The organism is Pseudenhygromyxa sp. WMMC2535 (assembly GCF_011083025.2).
The window spans coordinates 7,128,727-7,150,149 of record NZ_JABJWV010000001.1 but is presented as its reverse complement, the minus strand read 5'-3'; the positions used below and the strand labels follow the sequence as shown (position 1 = coordinate 7,150,149).

The following is a 21,423-nucleotide window of genomic DNA, read 5'->3' as shown; positions in this document are numbered from 1 at the left end:
TCCTCGCAAATGAAGAGCAGGCCGCTCGAGCGGAAGGGGCCCGCGCCGAGCACCGAGCCGGCTATGCTGCCACGTCATGTTGGTCGCCCGCCCCCCGGCGAGAGCGCAGGTGTGGGAAGGCTTCCGCCGAACAGGCCGCGGTGCACCGCCAGAAAGCAAGACCCCCGCAAACCGCCCCCCAAGAGCTCACCCCTGCAAGTCCCCCCCAATCTGCCGATGCAACACCGCCGGCGGACTGATCCGCCGCTCCCCAAACGCCCCCAGCACCCGCAGATTCACGTCCGTCTCGAACGCCTTCTCATACTTCGTATCCAACACATAAGCCTTCAACCGCAGCCGCACCGACACATAGCTGTCCGCGATCACCTGGCTGACCAACACCACCACCGGCTTCGGAAGGTACACATAGCGGCTCGTCACCGCCGCCTCGTTGACGATCGCCCGCGCCGCGTTCACGTCCTGATCGACCCCGATGTGGAAGTCCATCACCACCTGCATGTCCAGCGCCCCGTAGTTCCCGCAGGATGTGATGTCGCTGATGAACTTGTTGTTCGGGATCGTCACCACGTTGTCGTCGAGGGTCACCATCCGCACCGAACGCAGCCCGATCGCCGTCACGTCCCCGTACTGCCCGCCAAAGCTGATGCGATCGCCGACCTGAAACGGCCGGTCGACCATGATCATGATGCCCGCGATGAAGGACGCGACCACGTCCTTGACCGCGAAGCCCACCGACACCGCCACGGTCCCGCCGATCACCGTCAGCACCTTCTCGTCGATGTGGAAGCTCAACAAGATCACGACCACCGCGGTGCTCGTGTAGACGATGAACTGGAAGATCGTGGCGATCTTGTGGAGCAGCAGGCGACGGTTGGCGAACTGCTTGCTGAAGCGCTCGACGAGGTCCCGGGTGAAGCGGATCGTCAGCCACGAGCCGACGATCACGACCACGGAGGTGGCGACCCCGCTCCAGCGGATCATCCCGGCGATCTGGCTGAGGACCTCGGCGTCCGGCGCCGCCCCGAGCGTCTCGTCGAGGGCCCAGGCGAGGGCCGGCGAGAGCAGGGTCAGCGCCGCGAGCGAGAGCGTGGCCAGCCTGGCCGCCGCGGCTCGCAGGCGCGTGAGCGGCCCCCTCCGCCCGGGCGCGCGCGCCCGCTGACGCAGCGAGGGCTTGGACGAGGGCAAGGGAGCGAGCGAGGCATGCATGGCGGACTCCATCGCGTCAGATGACCAGCAAGTGCTGGCGGCGAAGCATGTTGGTGATCGCCCGGTACCAGTGCCAGGTGACCCGGTAGTGCTCCCCGCGGACCTGGACGATCCAGCCGCGCGCCTGGGCGAAGCGCAGGGCGTCGGCGACGTCGGCCGGGGGCAGCTGGGTGCAGGCGACGAGGTCCGAGGGGCTGGCGACCTCGAGCTGGACGACCGCGCGGAGCACGAAGTGCAGCGTCGCACCAACGTCGTCGAGGGCGGCCGCGGAGGGCTCTTGAAACAGGCGGACCTTGATCTGGGCGGCGGGCGTGCCCGCGGCGTGGAGGACCAGAGACTCGCGCCAAAAGTGCAGCGCGACCGCGGGGTTGCCTTTGGCGTAGTCCCAGAGGATCCGATAAAAGCCGAGTTCGGCGCGCTCCGACTCGCTCGGCCGGCGGGTCAACTCGCCCTCCCCCACCGTCGCCACGTCGAACTGCCGGGGGATCACGATGTCGTCGAAGACCGGGACGACGCCGGCGCTGTCACAGCGCGCGCGGATCAGCGCGCCGATCTGTTTCTCGCTCCAGCGCTCGAGCTGGACGATCTGATCGAAGAACACCCGATCCCCCCGGGCCCGGGACACATACTGCCAGGCCGCGGCGCCGATGGTCGTGACCCAGGAGGCCTCGCCGCGGACTCGGCGAGCGAAGTCGGCGAAGTTGTCGAGGCCATCGAGCCCGCCGATCGCCGGGCGGACGAGGCGGTGGGCGTCGTCGATCAGGAAGATCAGCGGGGCCTGATCGGAGAGCACGTCAATGATCTCCTCGGCGCTCGCGTGGCGGTCGAGGCCCACGGACTCGGCGATCCGCCGCTGGAGCTGGCGAAAGCCGCCGGGCGGGCACTGGATGCGCCGAATCGTCAGCTTGCCGTACTCGTCGTGGCGCTCGCCCTCTCCGAGGGCCAAGACCGCGGCCGCCCTCGCCGCCTCCTCGCGCGCGTCCTCCTCGTCCGACACCTCGCCCACGCTATCGGCCACGCTCGGCTCCTCGTGGACGTAGCTCTTCGAGCGAGCCTCGAGCTCCTCGGCGAGGCGGGACAAGAAGGTGCTCTTGCCCGCGCCGCGCTCGCCGATGACCGCGCTGATCGTCCCGCGCTGGCTGACCTTGAGCGCGCTGACCTGATCGACCGCCAAGCGGGCGACCTTGGCCAGGGGATCGGGGAGCCCGTGCGTATCCTCGAGGGCGACGTTGGGGTCGAAGCGCGCGTAGACCTCGGCGGTGATCGGCTTCGCGGCCGCGTCGTCCTTGCGCGCGCCGGCCTGGCGGGCGACCTCGCGGCGGAACATCCACGCCAGCACCCGGCGCGTGGCCTCGAGGGCCGTAGCCCGGTGCAGCAGCCAGCGGGCCACGCCGCGGCCAAAGAGATAGGCGCCGGCCACCGTGGCCGCGGCGAAGCTGGCCCAGCCCTCCGTGTTGCCGCGGATCCACCGGGTCAGGGCGTTGTCGGGGATGTCCTCGTCGGCCTGAAAGCGCGCGAAGGCGTGGCCGCGCCACCAGTGGATCAGCACCAGCAAGATCGGCAGCGCGGCGATCCACATCAGGCTCCCGACCCAGCGGTGGATCGCGCCACGGCCGACGATCTCCTCGGTCAAGGACAGCACCAGGCCGGTGAACACCACGGTCATGCCGACCAGGCGCAAGGAGCGAATGCGCAGCTCCGCCGTCCCCGGCGTACCGCCGAATGTCTGGCTCTCCCGGGCCGCGATCGCGTCGACGAGCAGGATCACCGTGAGCCCGACGAGCACCCAGAGCACGACCAGCCACAGCGCCGCGACCTCGAGCACCCGCTCGCGCTCGAGGATCACCCGAAAGATCACGGCGAAGAGGGCCAGCAGCTCGAGCGGTCGACGGACGCGGCTCAGATACCAGACCCCCGTGGCCAGCACGCCGCCCAGCTGCGGGGAGCGATCGAAGCGCCGAAAATAGTCCCGCGCCTTGGCCAGGGTCACGTCGGCTCGGCGCCGCCAGGCGCGGAAGATCAGCAGCGCCAGGGCGAGCTGCATGACCGCGAAGATCACCGGCAGCGGCGAGGCCTCGAAGCGATCCATCAAGGTCCGGCCCAGGCGCGGCAGGCTGCGCACGCGAAAGCGCAGCTCGAGCACGATCTGCTCGATCTCGCGGCGGACCTGCTGAATCCCGTCGATGCCGAAGCCCGTCATCCGCCGGCGCAGCTCCGCGCTGCCCATGTCGAGCAGGCGCAGGCGGGCCTGGTTGAGCAGCACGATGTCGTCGCGCCCGCTCGCGGCCGCCGTCCAGTTGACCTCGTCCTCGAACGCGCGCAGCGCCTCGGCCTCGGCCTCGACCCGCGCGCGCAGCTCGGTGAGCTCGTCGAGGTCGACGTCCCGAGGCAGGCCCGCGAGCGGCTCGCCGACCTCGCTGACCTCGCTGGCGCCGAGGGCCTCGAGGGCCTCGCGCAGGCGGCCGCGGGCGTCCGCGAGCGCGTCGCGGACGTCACTGTGGAGCGCGTCGGCCTCGGTCTCGCGCGAGGCGTTGTCGACGCCCGAGCTCAGCGCGGTGACCTTGCGATCCCAGCCCAGCGCGACCTCGTGGGCCGAGCTCATGTCTTGCTTGCGCCGGTTGAGCCGGGCCTTGTAGCGCGCGTAGGCCTCCTGCAAGCCGAGCAGCCGCGCCTGCTCTTCGGCGATGCGGCGCGTGGCCTCGGTGCGGGCCGCAGCCGCGGCGCGCAGGGCCTCCTCGCGGGCGCGGGCGGCCTTGTCGGCCTCGTCCTCGGCCTCGTTGATCTCCTCCTCGACGGCCTCCTTGCGCGCCTCTTCGGCCTCGAGCAGGCGCTCGGCGGCCTCCTCGGCCTCGACCGCCTCGCGGTGGCGCCGGTGGGCGTCGAGCAGCGCCTGGCGCTCCTCGGACGTCAACCTCAAGATCCGCAGGCGCTGGGCGTCGAGGGCGTCCTCTGCGTCGACGAGCGCCTTGGCCAGCGCCGGATCCGGGCGCCAGCCTTCCCCTGCCGCGTCCGTCCCGGCCGCATCCGTCCCGGCAGCATCCGTCCCAGCAGCATCGACTTGGCCGCCCTCGCTCGTCTTCTCCCCGCCCTCGCCCGCGTTGGGATCGGCGCCCGAGGGCGCGCCGGGCTGCTCGGGCTCCCCAGCTTTCCCCTCCCCTGGCTCGGGCACCTCGAGCAGGCCCAGCGCCCGGCGCAGGCGCTGATCGTCCGCGAGCAGCTCCCCGGCCGACGCGAGGTCGAGCTGGAGCAGCGCCTTGGCGTCGACCTTGGGGTCGAGGGTGCCAGCGAAGAGCGCGTCGATCTGCTGCGCCAGGGTCTTCATGGTCGCGAGGCGCTCACGGGCGAGCATCTCGGCCGCGCGCGCGTCGACCTCGGCCGCCTGGCGACGACGGTGCGCGGCGATCAGCTCGGCGCGCTCGTCCGCCGGAAGGATGAACAGCCGCCAGTAGGCGCGATCGAGCTCGGCCTGGGCCCGCTCGAGGGCTGAAGCGTCCTTGCCCGCCTGCGGCGGCGCGACCTCTTCGGGCGCAGGTAGAGCCTCGGGATCGGGGGGCGTCGGTCCACCGCGGCGCTTGCCCATGGCGCGGATCCGCTCGGCCTCGGCCGTGGCGGCGGCCCGGGCCGCGAGCCGCTCCCGGCCGAGGGCGACCGCTCGCAGCACGGCCAACATGTCGCTCCCCTCGGGGCCGGCGAGGTCGACCTCGAGCAGCGCGTCGATGTCCACCGAGGGATCGAGGGTCCCGTCGATGAGCGCGTCGATCTGTGCGCGGCGCAGCTCCAGCGTAGCGACGACCGTGGCCGCGTCGGGCTGAGCGTCCCCCGCCTTCGCGGCCGAGTCTCCGGTCGCCGGGGTCGCCCCCTGTGCGTCAGCGCCAGCGGGGCCGCCCTCCCCCTGGCCGCCCTCCCCCTGCCCCCCCGCGGGCGGCGCCGCGAGGCTGCTCGTGGCCAGGAGCACGAGCAGCGCGAGCACAGCAAAGACCGGGAGCCTTCGCCTCCACCAGCGCCTCTGACGATCGTCGATCCCCACGCGGATTTCCTTGGCTCGGACCCTCGCTCACCTCGGCCTGGCTCAGACCGCGGCGGCGACCCCCCATCGCTTGAGCTGCGCGCGACTGGCCGGGTTGGCGATGTGGGCGACGCGGGCGCCCGTCTGACAGATCGGGTTGGTGCTCCGACCCACGATCACCCCGGAGATCGGCGACCTGTACTCGGCGATCACGTCGCCGAACACGTTGGTCACCGAGGCGATGACCTCGCCCTCCTCGACCTCGTCGGTGACGTCCGGGTAGACGCGCAGCAGGCCGCCGTGGTGAGCGTAGATCCAGCTCGATCCCGAGCAGAACACGGGCGGATCCCCGGGGGGATCGACGGCGTCGGGGATCATCTGGAGCTCCGAGAGCACGTTGCGGACCCCGGCCAGGGAGTCGCGGATCAGCCGGGCCTGAAAGCGCAGCGGGTTGCCGACCTCGACGGTGATCGCCGAGATCCCCAGCTCGCCTGCGGCCTCGCGCAAGGTCCCGTCCTTGGCCTCGTTGTGCACGACGATCTCCGGGTGCTGGAGCGCGGCCATCTTGGCCGTGTCGCGCTGCTCGAGGTTGGCCCGCACGTAGAGCGAGTTGATGCGCCCAAAGCTCGCCGTGTGCAAGTCGATCAGGTAGTTGAAGCGGCTGACGATCCGGTCGAGGAAGCGGTGGGCGTAGACCTCGGCCGAGTTGCCGCCCTCGCGCCCGGGCATGGTCCGGTTGAGGTCGAAGCCGTAGAAGGTCCGACTGTTGGCCAGGTAGGCCGGGAGGTTGACGATCGGCACGCCGACCACGGTCCCGCGCAGCTGCGTCGGCTCGAGGCCCGCGAACAGCTTTTGGATCACCCGGATGCCGTTGACCTCGTTGCCGTGGACCACGGCCGTGACCCCGAACACCGGGCCGTCCTCCTGGCCGCGGGCGACGATCACCGGCAGGTGCAGGGCGTTGCCCGAGCCGTCGTGGATCAGCTCGACGCCCAGGCGCGCGCTGGTCCCACGTGCGACCGCGTCGAGGTCGAGGGCCTCGCTGACCGTGACCTCTGACTGAAACAGGCGCATCAGGCCATGATCTCCTGGAGCAGGGCCGGATCGTCGTTGAGCGAGCGGAACAGCTTGGCGCGCAGCTGGCCCTTGCTCGTGAGCAGGCGCTGGGCCATCTGGTCGATCGCCGAGGTCGCGAGCACGGTCTGGATGTAGGCCTCGATGAGCTCGTCGATGCCGACCCCGAGGGCGTTGAAGTCCTTGCGGTCCATGAGCATCAGCCGCCCGGTGTCGCTGTCCCAGCCCGCGCCCTCGCGCTTGATCGACAAGTTGGTGCCGAGCATCTCCCAGCTGGTGTAGTCGTGACCGTCGAGGCTCGCCATCAAAGGGGCCCTGGCCTTGCGTGCGTAGATGACCAGGGGGCGAAACCCGCCGGCCCCGCCCATGACCATGACCCGGAGATCGGCGACGAAGATGTTGCCGCGCTTATTGGGCATGGTGCCCACGTGGTAGAGCCGCCCGGACTGGCCCAGGGAGCTCCAGCTCGCGTTGCCGATCAGGCTCTGGACGATGAAGCGGTCGTAGCGGTGCTCGCTGGCCATGAAGGCGTCGAGCTCCTCCTGGCGGGTGATCGTGTAGACGCCCTGGCCGGCGTTGGCGTAGGGCACCTTGATGACCGCGTGGCCGCCGAGGCGCTGAACCCACAGCGGGATCTCGCGCTTGGACACGTCCCAGGTGGTCTCGGGCGTGCGGATCGCCAGGCCCGAGCCCATCAGCGTGCCGTTGTAGAAGTCGTAGGCCTTGGCCGCGACCATCTTGTTGCGGCCGCCGGCGAGGCAGGCGATCACCGGGTTGAAGATCGCGGTCTTGCTGGCGACCGGCAGGCGGTTCCACGGCCGCTGGGTCACGTAGCGGAAGCAGGCGCGGATCGGGATCCACTCGTCCTTGGCGTCGCGGATCTCGAGCACCCCGGCGTCGAAGCGGGCGCGGGTCTCCTCGGCGCCGTCGGGGAACTCGACGAGGTGGACGGGCTCGTCGAGGATGTCCGCGAGGGCGGCCGCGTAGCCCGAGGCCTCCATGGGGTTTTTGTCCCAGAGCACCGCGACCTCGCCCGGGGGCAGGCGGCGACCCCGGAGCCAGGGCACGAAGGTGTGCTCGAGGTTGCGGCGATAACCGAGCTGCTCGTCGTGCTCCTCGTAGGAGGGCATGGATTTTTGGCCAGAGGGGCAGGAATTGGTCTCGACCACGACCATCTGCCGGCGCCCGGCCTCGGTCGTCACGTGGAGCAAGTCGGCCCCGGCCCAGCGGAAGAGCTTGGGCTCCGTCTCCAGGACCGCAGACAGCGCGGCGGCGTTGACCCGAGGGTGGAGGTGGCAGTAGCGGCTGACGATGCGCTCGTTGCTCAGGGCCAGGAAATAGCGCACCAGGGGGTGCAGCTGGGCGTTGAGCACTCGCGGGTAGAAGTGGCGCTCGGGCTCGAAGCTACCTGGCGGTACGCGCTCGTAGCTTGGCGCTCCGGGACCGCCATAGTTCGGCGGGGGGGCGATCTCGGGCTCCGGGGCGGACGCGGGGTCTTGCTCGGGGGCGGACATCTGGGCGCAAACTAACACGGTTGGCCGCCGCGGTGCTCGGCGCGCGCGCGTCGGGATCCCGCCGCGCGCCGGTGCTAATCTCCGGCCCGAGACCCCGCGTGAGCGACTCCCGAAAAGCGCAGGACGGCCCGGCGACCGCGGCGATCCACGAGCGATGGCAGGCCGAGGCGGACCTGCTCGCCGACGGCCGCGAGCGCCTCGAGGCGCTGTGCGCGACGACTCGCTACCGCCACCTCTTCCCGGGCGGCGCCAACATGGCGCTGCTCTTTCGCGCCTACCAGGACCTCGAGCGCTGGCGCATGGTCAGGCGCCACAATCGCGAAGACGCGATCATCCCCTGGAGCGAGCGTCGCTACTTCGCCCGCCGCCTCGCCGCGCTGGTCCGCGAGGACGCCCTGGCACGAGACCGCCGCCTGCTGTGGCGCTACCCCCTGCCCCGCCCCCGGCCGCTGAAGACCTCGCCCCCCGATCTCGTGCGCGAGGCCCTGACGGCGGTCGACAGCGACGCCTGGGGAGAGGTCATCGCCATCGTGCACGGCATGCCGAACAAGGGCGCCGGTGCCAGCGCCGGCGCGCCCCCGAGCCCGCCCAGCCGCGATCAGGCCGAGCAGCCAACCCAGACCGACCAGCCCGATCCGCTCGACCCGCTCGACCAGATCGACCAGATCGAGGCCGACAGCCGAGGTGGGGTCGCAGCCAGCGGCGAGGTCGGCACGGCGCGCACCACTGACGCGGACGCCCCCAAAGCCAGCGCCAGCGCGTCCTCCAGTCAGGGCGCCAGCGCGTCCTCCAGTCAGGGCGCCAGCGCGTCCTCCAATCAGGGCGCCAGCGCGTCCTCCAATCAGGGCGCCAGCGCGTCCACCAGTCGAGGCGCCAGCGCGTCCACCAGTCGAGGCGCCAGCGCCTCGGGGCAGCGCGCCGCCAGGGTCCACCGTGGCCTCCAGCAGTTTCGCGACGGGCTGATCAACGCCGCGCTCCAGCACCCCCAGCAGATCGGCCGGCTGCACCCGCAGTACCTCCAGTTCATGGCCTCGCCGCAGCCCACGCGGCGGCGCTACCCGGTCGCCAACATGCTCCTGGTCAAGCTGCCCTTGCAGCTGCTCATGACCCTGGTGCTGATCTTCAACCTCGCCTACCTCGGCGCCTACTACTTCTTCAACGACGAGCGCCTCGGCGAGTTCCTGTCCGACAAGATCGGCGGGCTGCTCGACGGCGATCTCGAGATCACCTACGCCCACTGGACCCCGATGCTGATCTTCGATCTGCTGACGGGTCGGCCCACGCACCTCGAGGCCCGCGAGGTCTCGGTCTGGGAGCCCTACAAGCTCGACGGCGGCGAGAAGAGCCGGCGCACGGCCTACGCCGAGCACGTCGAGCTCTCGCTCATCCTCCACGAGATCATCCCCTGGAACCGCCTCGGCGTGCCCAAGCTCGTCGAGATCCCGTGGTTCTTGCACTTCACGGAGGTCCGCAACCAAGGCGAGCTGTGGGTCGAGGTCCGCTCCTATCAAAACGAGCACCGCGACGGCGCGTGGATGCTCAGCTTGATCAACGCCTTCGATCCGATCGACGACCTCGAGGCCCCCGAGAACCTCAAGAAGCTGTCCTACCGCATCGACCACGGCGACCTCCACGGGCTCTCGCTGACCCTCGACCTCGAGGAGCGCTCGGGCTGGGCCACGCACATCGACTTCGAGGACATCGAGGTCGCCCTCGACTTCGAGAGCTGGGCGCCGGAGGACGGCCGCCCCGACACCTTGCCCCTGGCCTACGCCGTCGAGGCCAGCGGCGGCAGCGGCAGCTTCACCATCGCCCCGCTCCACGACGGGCCGATGCCGATCGCGGCCCTGTCCGAGCTCGAGCTGGCCTCGGGCATGAAGTATCGCCCCCTCGGCGACGTGTGGATCGCCGGCGAGGCCGAGTTCGCCGGCTCGCCCTCGGTGTTCAGCGGCCGGCTGCTCGACGCCTTCGGCGACATCGGCTTCGACTTTCGCCTGGCCACGACCGACGTCGGCCCCGTCGCCGAGGTCCTGTTCCCGCCCGAGCCCGACGACAGCGGGGTCATGCGCGCGATGATCGACGGGCACGGCTCGCCGGCCAACCTCGAGGTCATGGGCCCCGTCGACGAGGTCGTGCTCGACATCGTCGGCCAGGGCCTGACCCTCGATCTCTTCCCCGAGTCGGCCTGGGCCATCGACGACGTCGACGTGGCCATCAGCCTCGCCCAGGATCCCCTGCCCGACGTGTGGGCGTCCCTCGATCACCCGGCAAACGCCGCCGCCGAGGCCCGCGCCCGCGGCGAGTACCCGCCCCCGGATCCCAACGACCCCGACGGCGCCCCGCTGCCCGACGAGCGCCCCGACGAGCGCTGGATCGTCTACCTCGACACCTTCCGCGGCGCCGCCCTCGACGGCAGCGTGCGCCTGCACCGGCGCGGGCGCCAGGATCACATGGTCATCGCCCAGGAGGGCGAGCCGCTGCTGATCTCGGTGTTCGTCGACCTGCTCGGCGTCGACCTCGCCAAGCTCACCCCCGACGATCCGGAGCTCGGGGAGATGCTCGCGGGTCAGGCCCGCGGCGGCGTCCAGGTCCACCAGGTCGTGATCGGCGAGGACGGCCCCGATCACATCGAGGCCGAGCTCCAGCGCGTGATCGTCAACCGCGACAACGGCCCCGAGGACGACCACCTGCCGAGCACGATCAACGTCGACGGCGAGGTCATCTGGGACGCCGTCGAGGGCGTCGACATGCGAGGGCTCCGCGTGGGCGTGGACGGCGGCCAGCTGCGGGTCAGCGGGGGCATCGACGCCGACTTCGAGCAGCTCGAGCCGAGCTCGGCGAGCGTGCGCGTGGACGACGGCGAGGCCTTCCTGCGCGCCTTTGGCCTGCCGCGGTGGTTCGACCGCCTGGCCGTCGACTTCTCCTTGTCGGGGCCGCTGACCAACCCGCGCGGCTCGGGCAGCCTCGACGTCGTCGGGGCCGGCAGCGGTGCCCTGGCCGTCGACGACATCCAAGGCGCGTCCTTGCGCTTCGATCGCGGGACCTTGACCCTGCGCAGCAAGCAGGTCGAGATGCTCGGCGGGCACGGGCCGCTCGAGGCCGAGCTCGGGCTGCTGGCCAACGGCAAGGCGCTCAGCGATCCCCGCATCCGCCTGGCGCTGAGCCTCGAGGACATCAACCGCGGCGACATCCTGGGCAGCGGCATCGGGGCCTCGGACGCCAAGATCGAGCTCCAGATCGACGACGGCCTCGGCGGCCCCGTGCGCATGTCTCAGCTCCAGGCCCGCGGGGGCGCCTACGCCGACATCTTGAGCCTGGCCGGCGTCGATTACCACGACGCCGAGGCCAGCTTCGCCTTCACCCGCGACGGCCTGCAGATCGACCACCTGAGCCTGGCCTATCACCGCCCGGTCAGCCCCGCCCTGCGCCCCAAGGTCAGCGCACCGATCGGCAGCGTGACGGCCACGGGCACCGTGGGCTTCGACGACGACCCGGCCCTCAATCTCCAGGTCGAGGCCACCAACGTCCCGCTCTCGGGGCTCGCGTCCTCCTTTGGCGAGGACCTGCCGATCCGCGGCCAGGTCGCCCGGGGCAGCCGCCTGGCGGTCACCGGCAGCCTCCGCCGCCCCCAGGTCGAGGGCCAGCTGGTGCTCGCGGATCTCGGCGCCGCAGGGGTCCCCCTGGGCGGCGGGGTGCTCGAGTTCTCCAGCGACGACCAGCCCTACGTGCCCGGCGACCCCGAGCTCGAGCGGGCCGCGACGGCCGCCCACCGGCGCGTGCGCGTGCAGGGGGATCTCCAGGCCCCGAGCCCCGAGTTCAGCGACGAGGGCGACCTCGACTGGCACGTCGACGCGACCGTGGCCTTTGGCGGCCAGTCCACGGACGCCATCGAGGCCGCCGTCGACCTGCGCTTCGACACCCTGCCCCTCGACAACCTGCTGACCCACCCCAGCCGCGAGCAGTGGCGCACCCACGTGATCGGCGGGCTGCACGGCCTCAAGGTCGAGGCCCGCTACTGCCCCAGCCACGAAGACGGCCAGGTCCCGCTGCTGGCCGAGTGCGCCGAGCTCGACCCCGAGGATCCGCGCTCCTTGGCCGGCGAGCCGCTGCGCGTCGACCTCAGCCTCGCCCAGCTGTGGTACCGCGGACGCCGCGAGGGCGCGGGCTCGGTCACCGGCGTCGATCCCTGCCTCGAGCGCGACACGACCTGCTCGCTCAGCCCCCTGCGCGCCCAGCTCGACGGGACCAAGCTCAGCCTCGCCCAGCCGTGGCAGATCCAAAGCGGCGGCAAGCAGGGCGCGGTCATGCAGATCGACGGGACCTTCGACCTGTCGAGCACCGAGTCCCCCGAGCGCGCGGCGGCCGAAGTCGAGAGCGAGAATGACGAAGACGGCGCTGGCCGCAGTCGCGCGCGCAAGTCCGAGCGCGACGCCGACAGCGAACGCCGCTGCATCCCCGGCACCCCCGACAACGCCAGCTTGCCCCCGGGCGAGACCTCCGCGACGATCGTCGGCGGCCTCGACTTCGCCGCGCTCAGCCCCCTGCTCAGCCCCTACGGCTTCGCCAGCCCCCAGGGCCGCCTCGACATCGACCTCGCGCTCACCGGCGTGGTCGCCAGGCCGACGATCACCGGCTTCGTCCGCCTGCCCGAGGGCGAGCCGCTGGTCCTCGACCTCGACGACGGCGCGACCCCGGAGGCCGGCCGGCGCAAGCGCCCGATCCCCATCGAGGTCGCCAAGCTCGACCTCCAGATGTCCGGCGGCACCGTCTACCTCGCCGACGCGAACATCGAGGTCTTCGACGAGAGCCTGCGCTTCGGCGAGATCGGCAACTGGCCCAGCTACGTCGACCTCGCCGGGCCGTGCTCGGGGCGCTTCGCCCTGCGCGGCGCGGGGACCATCGACGGCCACATCCTCCAGCGCCTGCTCCCCGGCATGCTCGAGGGCAGCGGCGGCGCCGTGGAGCTGACCCGCTTCCAGGCCGTGGGCGACATCGCCAAGCTCGGCGCCAGCGTGGATCCGAGCGAGGGCCCGCCCCCGGCGCTGCTCGACGGCCTCGACGCCACGCTCAGCTTCCAGCGCAAGGCCCTGCGCATGACCGTGTCCGAGTTCGGCGAGCTCCGCCTCGCCGGCGGGACCGTCGAGGTCCACCAGTGCACCGCCGCCCGCCCCTGCGGCACGCCGAGCGGGGACGACCGCGAGGGCCGGCGCGATCGCGGCGTCGCCCTGTGGCTCGGGGATCGCCGCACGGCCACCTCGCAGAGCCGACCGAGCGAGGCCCTGACCTTGCGCGTGGGCGATCGCGGCCGCGCCTACCTGTGGGGCGAGCTGATGATCGACGACCGCTTCAGCGAGCTCCAAAACGCGTCGATGACCGGCTCGGCCGACGACTTCCCGCTCTCGCTGACCGACAACTCCGGCCGCCCGGAGCTCGAGGCCGCGCTGAGCAGCGACCGCATCAGCCTCGACCTCGAGGGCAGCAATGGGCGGATCTCCGGCAAGGTCCTCGTCGATCGCTCGTTTTGGCTGCGAGACGCCCGCCAGGGCGTCGCGGTGCTGTCCTTCGCCGATCCGACCCCCGCCCCGCCCTCGCAGCTGCCCGAGTTCGTGCGTGACCTCGAGCTCGACCTCGAGCTCGAGACCGGGGCGCCCTTCCGCGTCGACAACAACGTCGCCAAGAAGCTCGAGGCCAGCGCCAAGCTCCAGCTCGCCGGGACCGTGGGCGACCCCGACCTCGACGGCACGATCACCGTCGAACGCGGCGTCGTCGACGTCGACATCCTCGGCGGGGCCTACGACGTGCAGGGCGGCAAGGTCGTGCTCGGCGACCAGATCGCGAGCTCCCAGCTCGACCTGTCCGCGACGCGCCAAAAGGCGATCAAGATCAACAACCAGCTGCTGACCTTGAACCTGCGCCTCAGCGGCACCCTCGACGCGATCCAGTGGGAGTGCAGCGCCCCCGGAGACACCTCCGGCGCCCTCGCTACCACCCGCGGCTGCGTGGACTATCTGATCTTCGACGCCGGCAACACGGACCTCGCCAAGTCCGACGTCCGCGAGACCCGCAGCAACAACAGCCTCCTGGGCACGCGCTTTTTGCCCCTCGCCGGCCGCTTGACCCAGGTGGAGGTCAACGAGGTCCTCGAGCGCGAGATCCCCCGGGCCGAGGCCTACATCCCAATCGTGCGCTTCCGCGCCGACCAGCTCGGCGTGCTGATTGAAGCCGAGACGCGGCCCGAGTGGCTGCGCTGGGGCTGGGGCCGCCTGGGGCTGAACTTGACCTACCTCCGAGGTTACCCTGGGTCGGTGATCCGCGACAGCCGCTCGTTCTCCGGCATCCTCGAGATCCTCGAGAACACCGGCATCGAAGCCACCTTCGGCGCCCGCAACTACAGCAACCGCGTGCTGATCCTGGACCCCCCGAACTACCGCTCGATCCAGTTCATCCAGCGCCTCGAGGTCCCGACCCCGCGCTGACCCTCGCGCTCCGCGACCTGCCGTCCGCTCTCGCTCCCCCGATGCCCTCGTCGCCCAACGCTCGCCGCCCCGCGGCGCGAGGCCCCTTCGCGGCCTGCTCGGGGCTACTCGGGCTCGTGATGCTCGTCGCGCTCCTGCTCGCGCCGCGCGGCGCCGTGGGTGCGCCCCCAGACTCGGATTCGGAGTCTGGGACCGAGACCCAGACCGAGACCGCTGACGAGGCGAGCCCCGGCGACAACGACAGCGACAGCGACAGCCCCGACGAGGGCGGCGAGTCCTCGCCCTCGAGCGCCTCCGAGCTCATCCCTCCCGAGGGCCTCCCCCCCGAAGGTCCGCTCCCCCCAGGCGCCGAGGAGCAGGCCGACCAGGACCGAGACGAAGACGAAGGCCAAGGCCAAGCTGGCGACGGACCCGGGCCCGAGGACGACGCTGACGGCCCTGGAACCGGCCAGGGCACCGGCGAGCCCAGCCAGACCCCCCAGAACAAAGAAGACGAGGCGGACGAAGACGCCGCCCTCGCCGTCGGCGGCTGCGAGATCCGCAACCGCGGCGACCCCCTCTACCCCGTGGTCCAGGCCCTCGGCGCGCTGCGTGCCGGCCGGCTCGAGGTCCTCGACTGCCGCCAGGTCACCGAGGCGCGCAGCAACCGGCTGCTCGAGGCGCGCATCCAGGGCGCCGACCAAGAGCTGCTGCTCTACCGCCTCGAGACCCTCGCCGCCGACGGCTTCGAGGTCTACCTCGCCCCCGTCGGCACCCACGAGGTCCTGCTCGGCGCGCGCCCGGCCGTGAGCAGCGGGGCCGTGCTCTACGTCAACGTCGACACCATCAGCCTGCGCGGCTCCTTCGTGGAAGGCGACGACCGCGAGCGCGTCGAGATGGTCCTCGGCCTACAAAGCGGCAACTTCTACCCCTTCGAGTACTCGGCCCGCCTCGCCGAGCTCGGCTACCGCGCCGAGTTCTTGCCCGTCGGCGAGGGCGAGGTGCTGATCGAGGTCCGCCCCGGCCGCTCGATCCGCCGGGTGCGGGTCCGCGGCCACACGCCCCTGGCCAAGCGCGACGTCCTGCGTCAGCTCACCTTCCAGGCGCAGCCCGGGAGCCTGGCCCGCGGCGAGTGCATCGAGCCCAAGGTCCTGCGCCAGGGGGATCCGCCGCCGATCTGCGACGCCCGGGACATCGCCTGCCTCGAGTGGGAGCGCGACGAGGTCGCGCACATGGACGAGTTCCTGTTCGACAACGGCTACCTGCGCGGACACGCGTCCTTGGCCCTGGTCTGCGGCCGCGAGTCCGACGAGGCCGACCTCTACGTGCTCCTCGACAAGGGCAAGCCCTACAAGATCGACCGCCGCGAGGTCAGCGTCGTCGGCACCGACGGCTCCCTCGACGCGACCAGCGAAGAACCCCTCGACGAGCGAGACGAGCGCTGGATCCGCCGCCAGTTCATCCCCAAGGTCCTCGGCGTGTTTCGGACCCGGGTCACCCGGGAGTTCATGGACAAGGCCGTGGAGAACGTCGAGCGCGCCTACGCCGAGCCCAACTCCGGCCTCGGCGGGTTCTGGCGCGGCTCCGGGGTGACCCCCCACCCCGAGGTCGACGTCGCCAGCAGCTACGACCAGCTCGATCGTGAGAGCCCGATCCTCGACTCCCACAACCTCCCCCTCGAGGTCAGCGTCTACCGCGGGCCGGCCGTCCAGACCGAGTTCAAGCCGAGCTTCGACCGCAGGCCCAGGCGCCGGCGCGAGTCCGGGCTGAGTTTCAGCGACACCCAGCTGCGCGCGCAGATCCAGCTCTTCAACCGCCGCGAGCCCGCGACCCCGGCCGCGGCCCGGCGCGAGTCCGCCAACCTGCGCGCCTACTATCAGAGCAAGGGCTACCTCTTCGCCCGCGTCCAGGGCCTGCACCTCGACTTCAAGTCCATCGACAAGCTGCGCTTCGAGGTCGACGAGGGCCCCAAGGTCCGCATCGCCAACCTCGAGCTCGTCCGCCCGGCGCGGCTGATCCCCGCCGTGGCCAAGCGCATCGAGGGCCGCTGGAACGAGGAGCGAGCCCTGCGCAAGGGCGGCACCTTCAGCGAGAGCGAGGCCCTCTCCGACATCCAGGCCGTGACCGCGGCCTACAACGCCGAGGGCTACCTCTGCGCCCAGGTCGTGCTCGAGATCGCGTTTTGGCGCCAGGGCCTCGACGGCGACGAGCCCGGGACCAAGGCCGTGCTCGACGCCCAGACCCTGCTCGACAGCGGCGGCGACCCGGCCTGGCTCGAGCAGTTCGACGCCGACGGCCTCGCCGGCGTGCTCTCGGCCGAGCGCGCCAAGGTCTGGGTCCGCGTCCGCGTCGAACCGGGGCCGCGGGTGCTGACCGCCGCGAGCGAAGAGGTCCGCTACCTCGACCAGCGCATCCCCGCGTCGCGCAAGGTCGACGACCTGATCATCCGCGATCCGAGCACCCAGGAGGTCGCCTGGGGCGCGCCCCGCATGCTCCGCGACAGCCCCCTGCGCCACCGCGATCAAGACGAGCCCGGCGGCGTACCCGTCACCCTCAGCCTCGAGCGCGAGGCCCGAAACTTCGTCGTCGACCGCTACCGCGACAGCGGCTTCCCGATCGCCGACGCCGAGCTGACCTGGCGCTACACCAACGCCCGCGGCGAGAGCCTGCTGCTCAAGTCTGCCCGCAACCTCCCGGACTCGCGCTACGGGATCTGCACCGCCCGCGCCCAGGATCCCGCCGTCGCCCTCGAGCCCGTGGTCAACGTCTACGAGGGCCGCCGCGGCGAATTCGGCGACACCTTGTTCCGCGGCAACTTCAAGACCAAGACCTGGGTGCTGCGCCGCGAGCTCGAGTTCGAGACCGGGCAGAGCTACAGCCAGCAGCTCGTCGACGCCTCCGCCGCGTCCATCGAGGCCACCGGCGTCGCCCGCTCGGTGACCATCACCCCCTACCCCGTCGGCTGCTACTGGGACGAGCCTGGGCCCTGCCAGGTCCACCAGGTCGTGGCCTTCGAGGAGGCCAAGGACGTGGCGATGACCATCGACTTCGGCTTTGGCGCGGCGACCCTCAACCCCTTTTACGTGTTCGCCAACCCCGCCTTCCCCAACCTGTTCGGGACCGGCTGGGACCTCTCGCTCGAGGGCCGCTGGGGCTTCGACCTGTCCACGGTGCTCGAGGGCTCGGACCTGTGCGCTGGCCAGGACTGCTACGAGCGCCTGGCCGCGGCCACCCTCTCGCGCCCGCACATCTTCGCCTCGGCCGTCGACCTCGACATCAACGGCCGCGTGCAGTCGCGGGCGACCCCGGCCCGCGGCGAGATCCTCAGCGTCGTCGGCTCCCTGCGCCTGAGCCGGCGCTTCCGCGAGTGGACCTTCTACGTCGGCTACCTGTTTCAGCTCGCCAACGTCAGCAAGGACATCGTCAAGCCGCTCGTGGGCGCCGAGGACGACTGGGTCAACCGCGGCGGCGGCGTGGTCGCGGACCTGACGGGGCTGATCGACACCGGCGTGCTCCTGACCCGGGTCGACAACCCCTTCAACCCCTACGACGGCTTCTTGGCGACCATGGACATCAAGCTCGCCAGCCCCTGGCTCGGCGGCAACGACTGGTGGGCGCGCATCGACCTGAGCTGGCAGCACTTCATCCCGATCCCGCGCACCCAAGACCGGCTCAACTTCCGCTACTCCCTGCGCTACGGCCAGCTCGTGCCCTTCCACGGCCCGGGCTTCGGCGGCGAGGAGGTCGGCACGGACACGGTCCCCGACGTGTGGCGCTACTACGGCGGCGGCACGGCGGACCTCGGCCTGCGCGGCATCCTGCCGGAGACCATGCTCGTCGACGTCGAGCAGGTCGAGCTGCCCTATGGCGGCGTGGTCTACCGGCCGCGGGCCCAGGGCGGCCACGTGCGGGCGATCGGCACCGTCGCGCTCCAGGTCACCTCGATCAAGGACATCTTCGGCGGCGCCCTGGCCCACTCGCTCTTCTACGACTTTGGGGTCCTCACCCAGTTTTGGTCCAAGGCGAACCTGCGCCGGGACTTTCGCCACTCCGTGGGGGTGAACTTCTTGAAGCTCGACATCAACATCGTGACCATGGCGCTGGGCTACGCGGTGTTGATCCCGGGGCGCTACAACGTTGGGGCGACGGATGATGTCAACGGGCGCCTGGTGTTCGATGTTGGGGTGACCTTCTGATCTTGTTTGGGGGGAGGACGGTTTGCGCGAGTGCTCGCTCCTCGCGGTGCACCGCGGCCTGTTCGGCAAAAGCCTTCCCACACCTGCGCTCTCGCCGAGTAGCCCGGGCCGCTCGATCCGCTCGGCGTGAAGCTTGCGGGGGATGAGTGGCCCCATCATTAATTGAAATGGAGAGTCAAAATCTTAATAAATTCTCCACCATGACCAAAATCACGGGGATTTATGGAGATAAAGCGTGATTTGAATTTGAAAACGCAAATCAATTTTGGAATCAAGAGGCTCCCCAAGGGGACGCCTTCTCATGCGCACTGCACACGACTCCAAGCTCGAGCTTCTTCTCTTCTCCGTGATCGCGCTGGCCGGGTGCGCGTCCGAGCCCGGCGCTGGCGGCGATGAAGCCGATGGCAGCGAGGACACCGATGGAGCGACCGAAGGCAGCGCTGGCCTGGATGAGGTCGGCGAAGAGACGGGCTCTGGCGAGGACACGGGCTCCAGCGAGGACACGGGCTCCAGCGAGAGCACCGACTCCGATTCTGGCGAAAGCACCGATTCTGGCGAGAGCACCGACTCCGGCGAGAGCACCGACGCCGGCGAGAGCACCGACTCCGGCGGCCAGGACCTCACGCCCCCCAGCGTGGCGGTCTCTCGCCCCTTCGACGGGCTCTACGTCAACGCGCGCACCTGGACGATCGCCGGCCAGGCCAGCGATGAGCTCGGCGTCGAGGCCGTCGAGGTCGTCGTCAACGAGGGGCCCGCCGAGGTCCTGGACACCGAGCTCGCGCAGGCGATCGAGTGGCAGGCCACGGTGGCCCTCGAGCGCGGCTGGAACACGATCGAGGTCAGCGCCCGCGATATGGCCGGCAACGAGCAGACGGCCAGCCTCGCGCTGCACCTGGGGCTGCCCGTGGCCGCTGGTGGGGCGCACACCCTGGCCTTCGTCGAGAGCGAGCAGGCCTGGGCCTGGGGGCGCAACAACGAGGGCCAGCTCGGGGCCGGGCTCGCCGACGATCAGGCCAGCCCCGTCGCCGTCGTCGAGCTCAGCGATCTCTGCTCCCTGGCCGCGAACCTCAACCACAGCCTGGCTGTGACCCTCGACGGCGCGCTGTGGGCCTGGGGGCGCAACGACGAGGGTCAGCTCGGCCTTGGCGAAGGTGAGGACCGCGACGTCCCCACCCTCGTCGCGTCCATCGACGAGGTCATGACGGTCTCCGCGGGTCAGCGCCACAGCCTCGCCCTGCGCGCTGACGGCACGGTCTGGACCTGGGGCTCGAACAGCAACGGTCAGCTCGGCCAGGAGCCCGCGCAGGTCGGCGTGCCCGCCCAGGTCGCGGGGCTCCCCGAGGTCGTGGCGATCGCCGGCGGCGGTGCCTACTCCCTGGCCGTCGCCGCCGACGGCAGCGTGTGGGCTTGGGGCAAGAACGCCGACAGCCAGCTCGGTCTGGGCGAGGGCGAGGATCAATACCTCCCCGTCGAGGTGCCCATCGAGGAGGCTAGCGGCCAGCTCGCGGTCACCGGCAAGGCCCACTCGCTCGTGATCGACACCAGCGGCCAGATGCTCGCCTGGGGCCTCGACGCCAGCGGGCAGATCGGCGTGGCGGGCAGCGGAGAGGACGTGCTCGCGCCCACGGCACCCAACGCGCTCGCGCTCGCCGAGATGATCGCCGCGTCCGGAAACCACAGCCTCGCCATCGCCGGCGACGCGCAGCTTTGGGCCTGGGGCGCCAACTTCTCGGGCCAGCTCGGCATGGGCGACGACGAGGACCGCAGCGAGCCCACCGCCCTCGCCGAGCTCGCGCAGACCCGAGCCGCCGCCGCTGGCCTCGCGCACAGCCTGGCTCTCGACGCAGACGGCCAGGTCTGGGTCTGGGGGCTCAACTCCTTCGGCCAGCTCGGCGACGGACAAGTCGGCAACGACCACAACAGCGCGGCCCCCTTGCTCGTCGCGCTGCCCTGATTTGGCCTGATTTGGGCTGACTCGGCCCCGCTCCCCCCAACACGAGGAACAAATAATGCTTCAGAAAATCGACACGCTGCTCTCCCCTCTCGCGCTCTCGTCCGCGCTGCTGCTCGGCTGCGCCGACACCGACACAGAGGCGGACACCAACGCGGACACCGACGCCGCCGACGACACTGGATCCGACGCCGACACCGACACCACGGGCGGCGACGAAGGTCAGCAAGAGGACGCCGGAACCACCGACGAGGCCGAGACGAGCGCCGACACCTCCACGGACACATCCGCGGATGGCGAGACCACCGAGGGCGCCGCCAGCTGCGAAGACCTCGAGGTCAACACGCTGCGCTTCGCCCAGCTCCAGCCCGAGCTGCCCGAGCTCGATCTCTGCCTCCACCACGAGGGCTGCGTCGAGGGCCCCCTGCTCGCGGACGCGGGCCTGCCCGGGCTGAGCTACGGCGACATCACCTACCTCGACGTCGCCGTCGACGCGGCGACCACCATCGAGTGGATCGCGGCCGGCTCCGAGTGCGGCTCCCCCGTCGACGGCGTCGAGCCGCTGACCGCGGACCTCAGCGGGGATCCCAAGGTCGCCATGCTGTCCGCGGCCGCCGCCAACCAGACCCTGGTGTTCTCCACGCTGGCCGAGGCCTTCAACGACTTCACCTTCAGCGTGTTCATCCACGCCGGGGACGCTGGCGCCGTGACCGTGGGCTGGGGTGATGGCGAGTGCGACAGCCTGTGGGCCTACTACGAGCCCATCGAGCCCGGGACCATGGGCGTCACCGAAGACGGCTACGAGTACTTCTCCTACCACTACGCCGGCGTGGTCTCGGCCGGGCTGTGCGAGGACGGGGTCAAGATCCTCGACGGATCGATCGACGCCGCGGCCGGCGAGGTCGAGACCTTCTTCTTCTACGGCGACGGCAGCGAGGACTACCCCTACGTGATCAAGCAGTGCCACGACACGGACGGGCAGAGCTGCGAGCTCATCGAGTTCGGCTAGCAGCCCCGCGAG

The 21,423-nt window shown here is 70.9% G+C and carries 8 protein-coding genes; 4 read left to right on the top strand and 4 right to left on the bottom strand.

The window, feature by feature from the left end:
- Positions 1-186: 186 nt before the first annotated feature.
- The 4 genes from G6O69_RS27805 to G6O69_RS27790 are packed head-to-tail and all read right to left on the bottom strand — an operon-like array spanning position 187 to position 7,800.
- Positions 187-1,206, bottom strand: coding sequence for a mechanosensitive ion channel domain-containing protein (locus G6O69_RS27805; RefSeq protein WP_172306506.1), 1,020 nt, complete (start codon positions 1,204-1,206; stop codon positions 187-189).
- A gap of 16 nt (positions 1,207-1,222) precedes the next feature.
- The gene (locus G6O69_RS42400) at positions 1,223-5,233 is read right to left on the bottom strand and encodes an AAA family ATPase (RefSeq protein ID WP_176397128.1); all 4,011 of its coding nucleotides are present in this window, start codon (positions 5,231-5,233) and stop codon (positions 1,223-1,225) included.
- 42 nt (positions 5,234-5,275) lie between these two features.
- A complete protein-coding gene (locus G6O69_RS27795; protein WP_255215893.1) occupies positions 5,276-6,286 on the bottom strand; it encodes a succinylglutamate desuccinylase/aspartoacylase family protein in 1,011 nt (336 codons plus the stop codon).
- Positions 6,286-7,800 (bottom strand): hypothetical protein, encoded by a 1,515-nt coding sequence (locus tag G6O69_RS27790; RefSeq protein ID WP_217909925.1) that lies wholly within the window; start codon positions 7,798-7,800, stop codon positions 6,286-6,288. Before G6O69_RS27790 ends, G6O69_RS27795 begins: the two co-directional genes overlap by 1 nt.
- 98 nt (positions 7,801-7,898) lie before the next feature.
- Here G6O69_RS27790 and G6O69_RS27785 point away from each other — a divergent pair, with 98 nt between their 5' ends.
- The 4 genes from G6O69_RS27785 (at position 7,899) to G6O69_RS27770 (ending at position 21,411) form a co-directional block, all read left to right on the top strand.
- Positions 7,899-14,276: a translocation/assembly module TamB domain-containing protein gene (locus G6O69_RS27785; RefSeq protein WP_172306504.1), complete on the top strand. Its 6,378-nt coding sequence runs from the start codon at positions 7,899-7,901 to the stop codon at positions 14,274-14,276.
- Between the two features lie 41 nt (positions 14,277-14,317).
- Positions 14,318-18,451 (top strand): BamA/TamA family outer membrane protein, encoded by a 4,134-nt coding sequence (locus tag G6O69_RS27780; RefSeq protein WP_176397127.1) that lies wholly within the window; start codon positions 14,318-14,320, stop codon positions 18,449-18,451.
- 301 nt (positions 18,452-18,752) lie between these two features.
- Positions 18,753-20,405 carry an Ig-like domain-containing protein gene (locus tag G6O69_RS27775; RefSeq protein ID WP_172306502.1) on the top strand — a complete coding sequence of 551 codons (1,653 nt, stop codon included), beginning with the start codon at positions 18,753-18,755 and terminating at the stop codon, positions 20,403-20,405.
- 55 nt (positions 20,406-20,460) lie between these two features.
- A complete protein-coding gene (locus G6O69_RS27770; RefSeq protein WP_172306501.1) occupies positions 20,461-21,411 on the top strand; it encodes a hypothetical protein in 951 nt (316 codons plus the stop codon).
- The last annotated feature ends 12 nt before the right edge of the window (positions 21,412-21,423 follow it).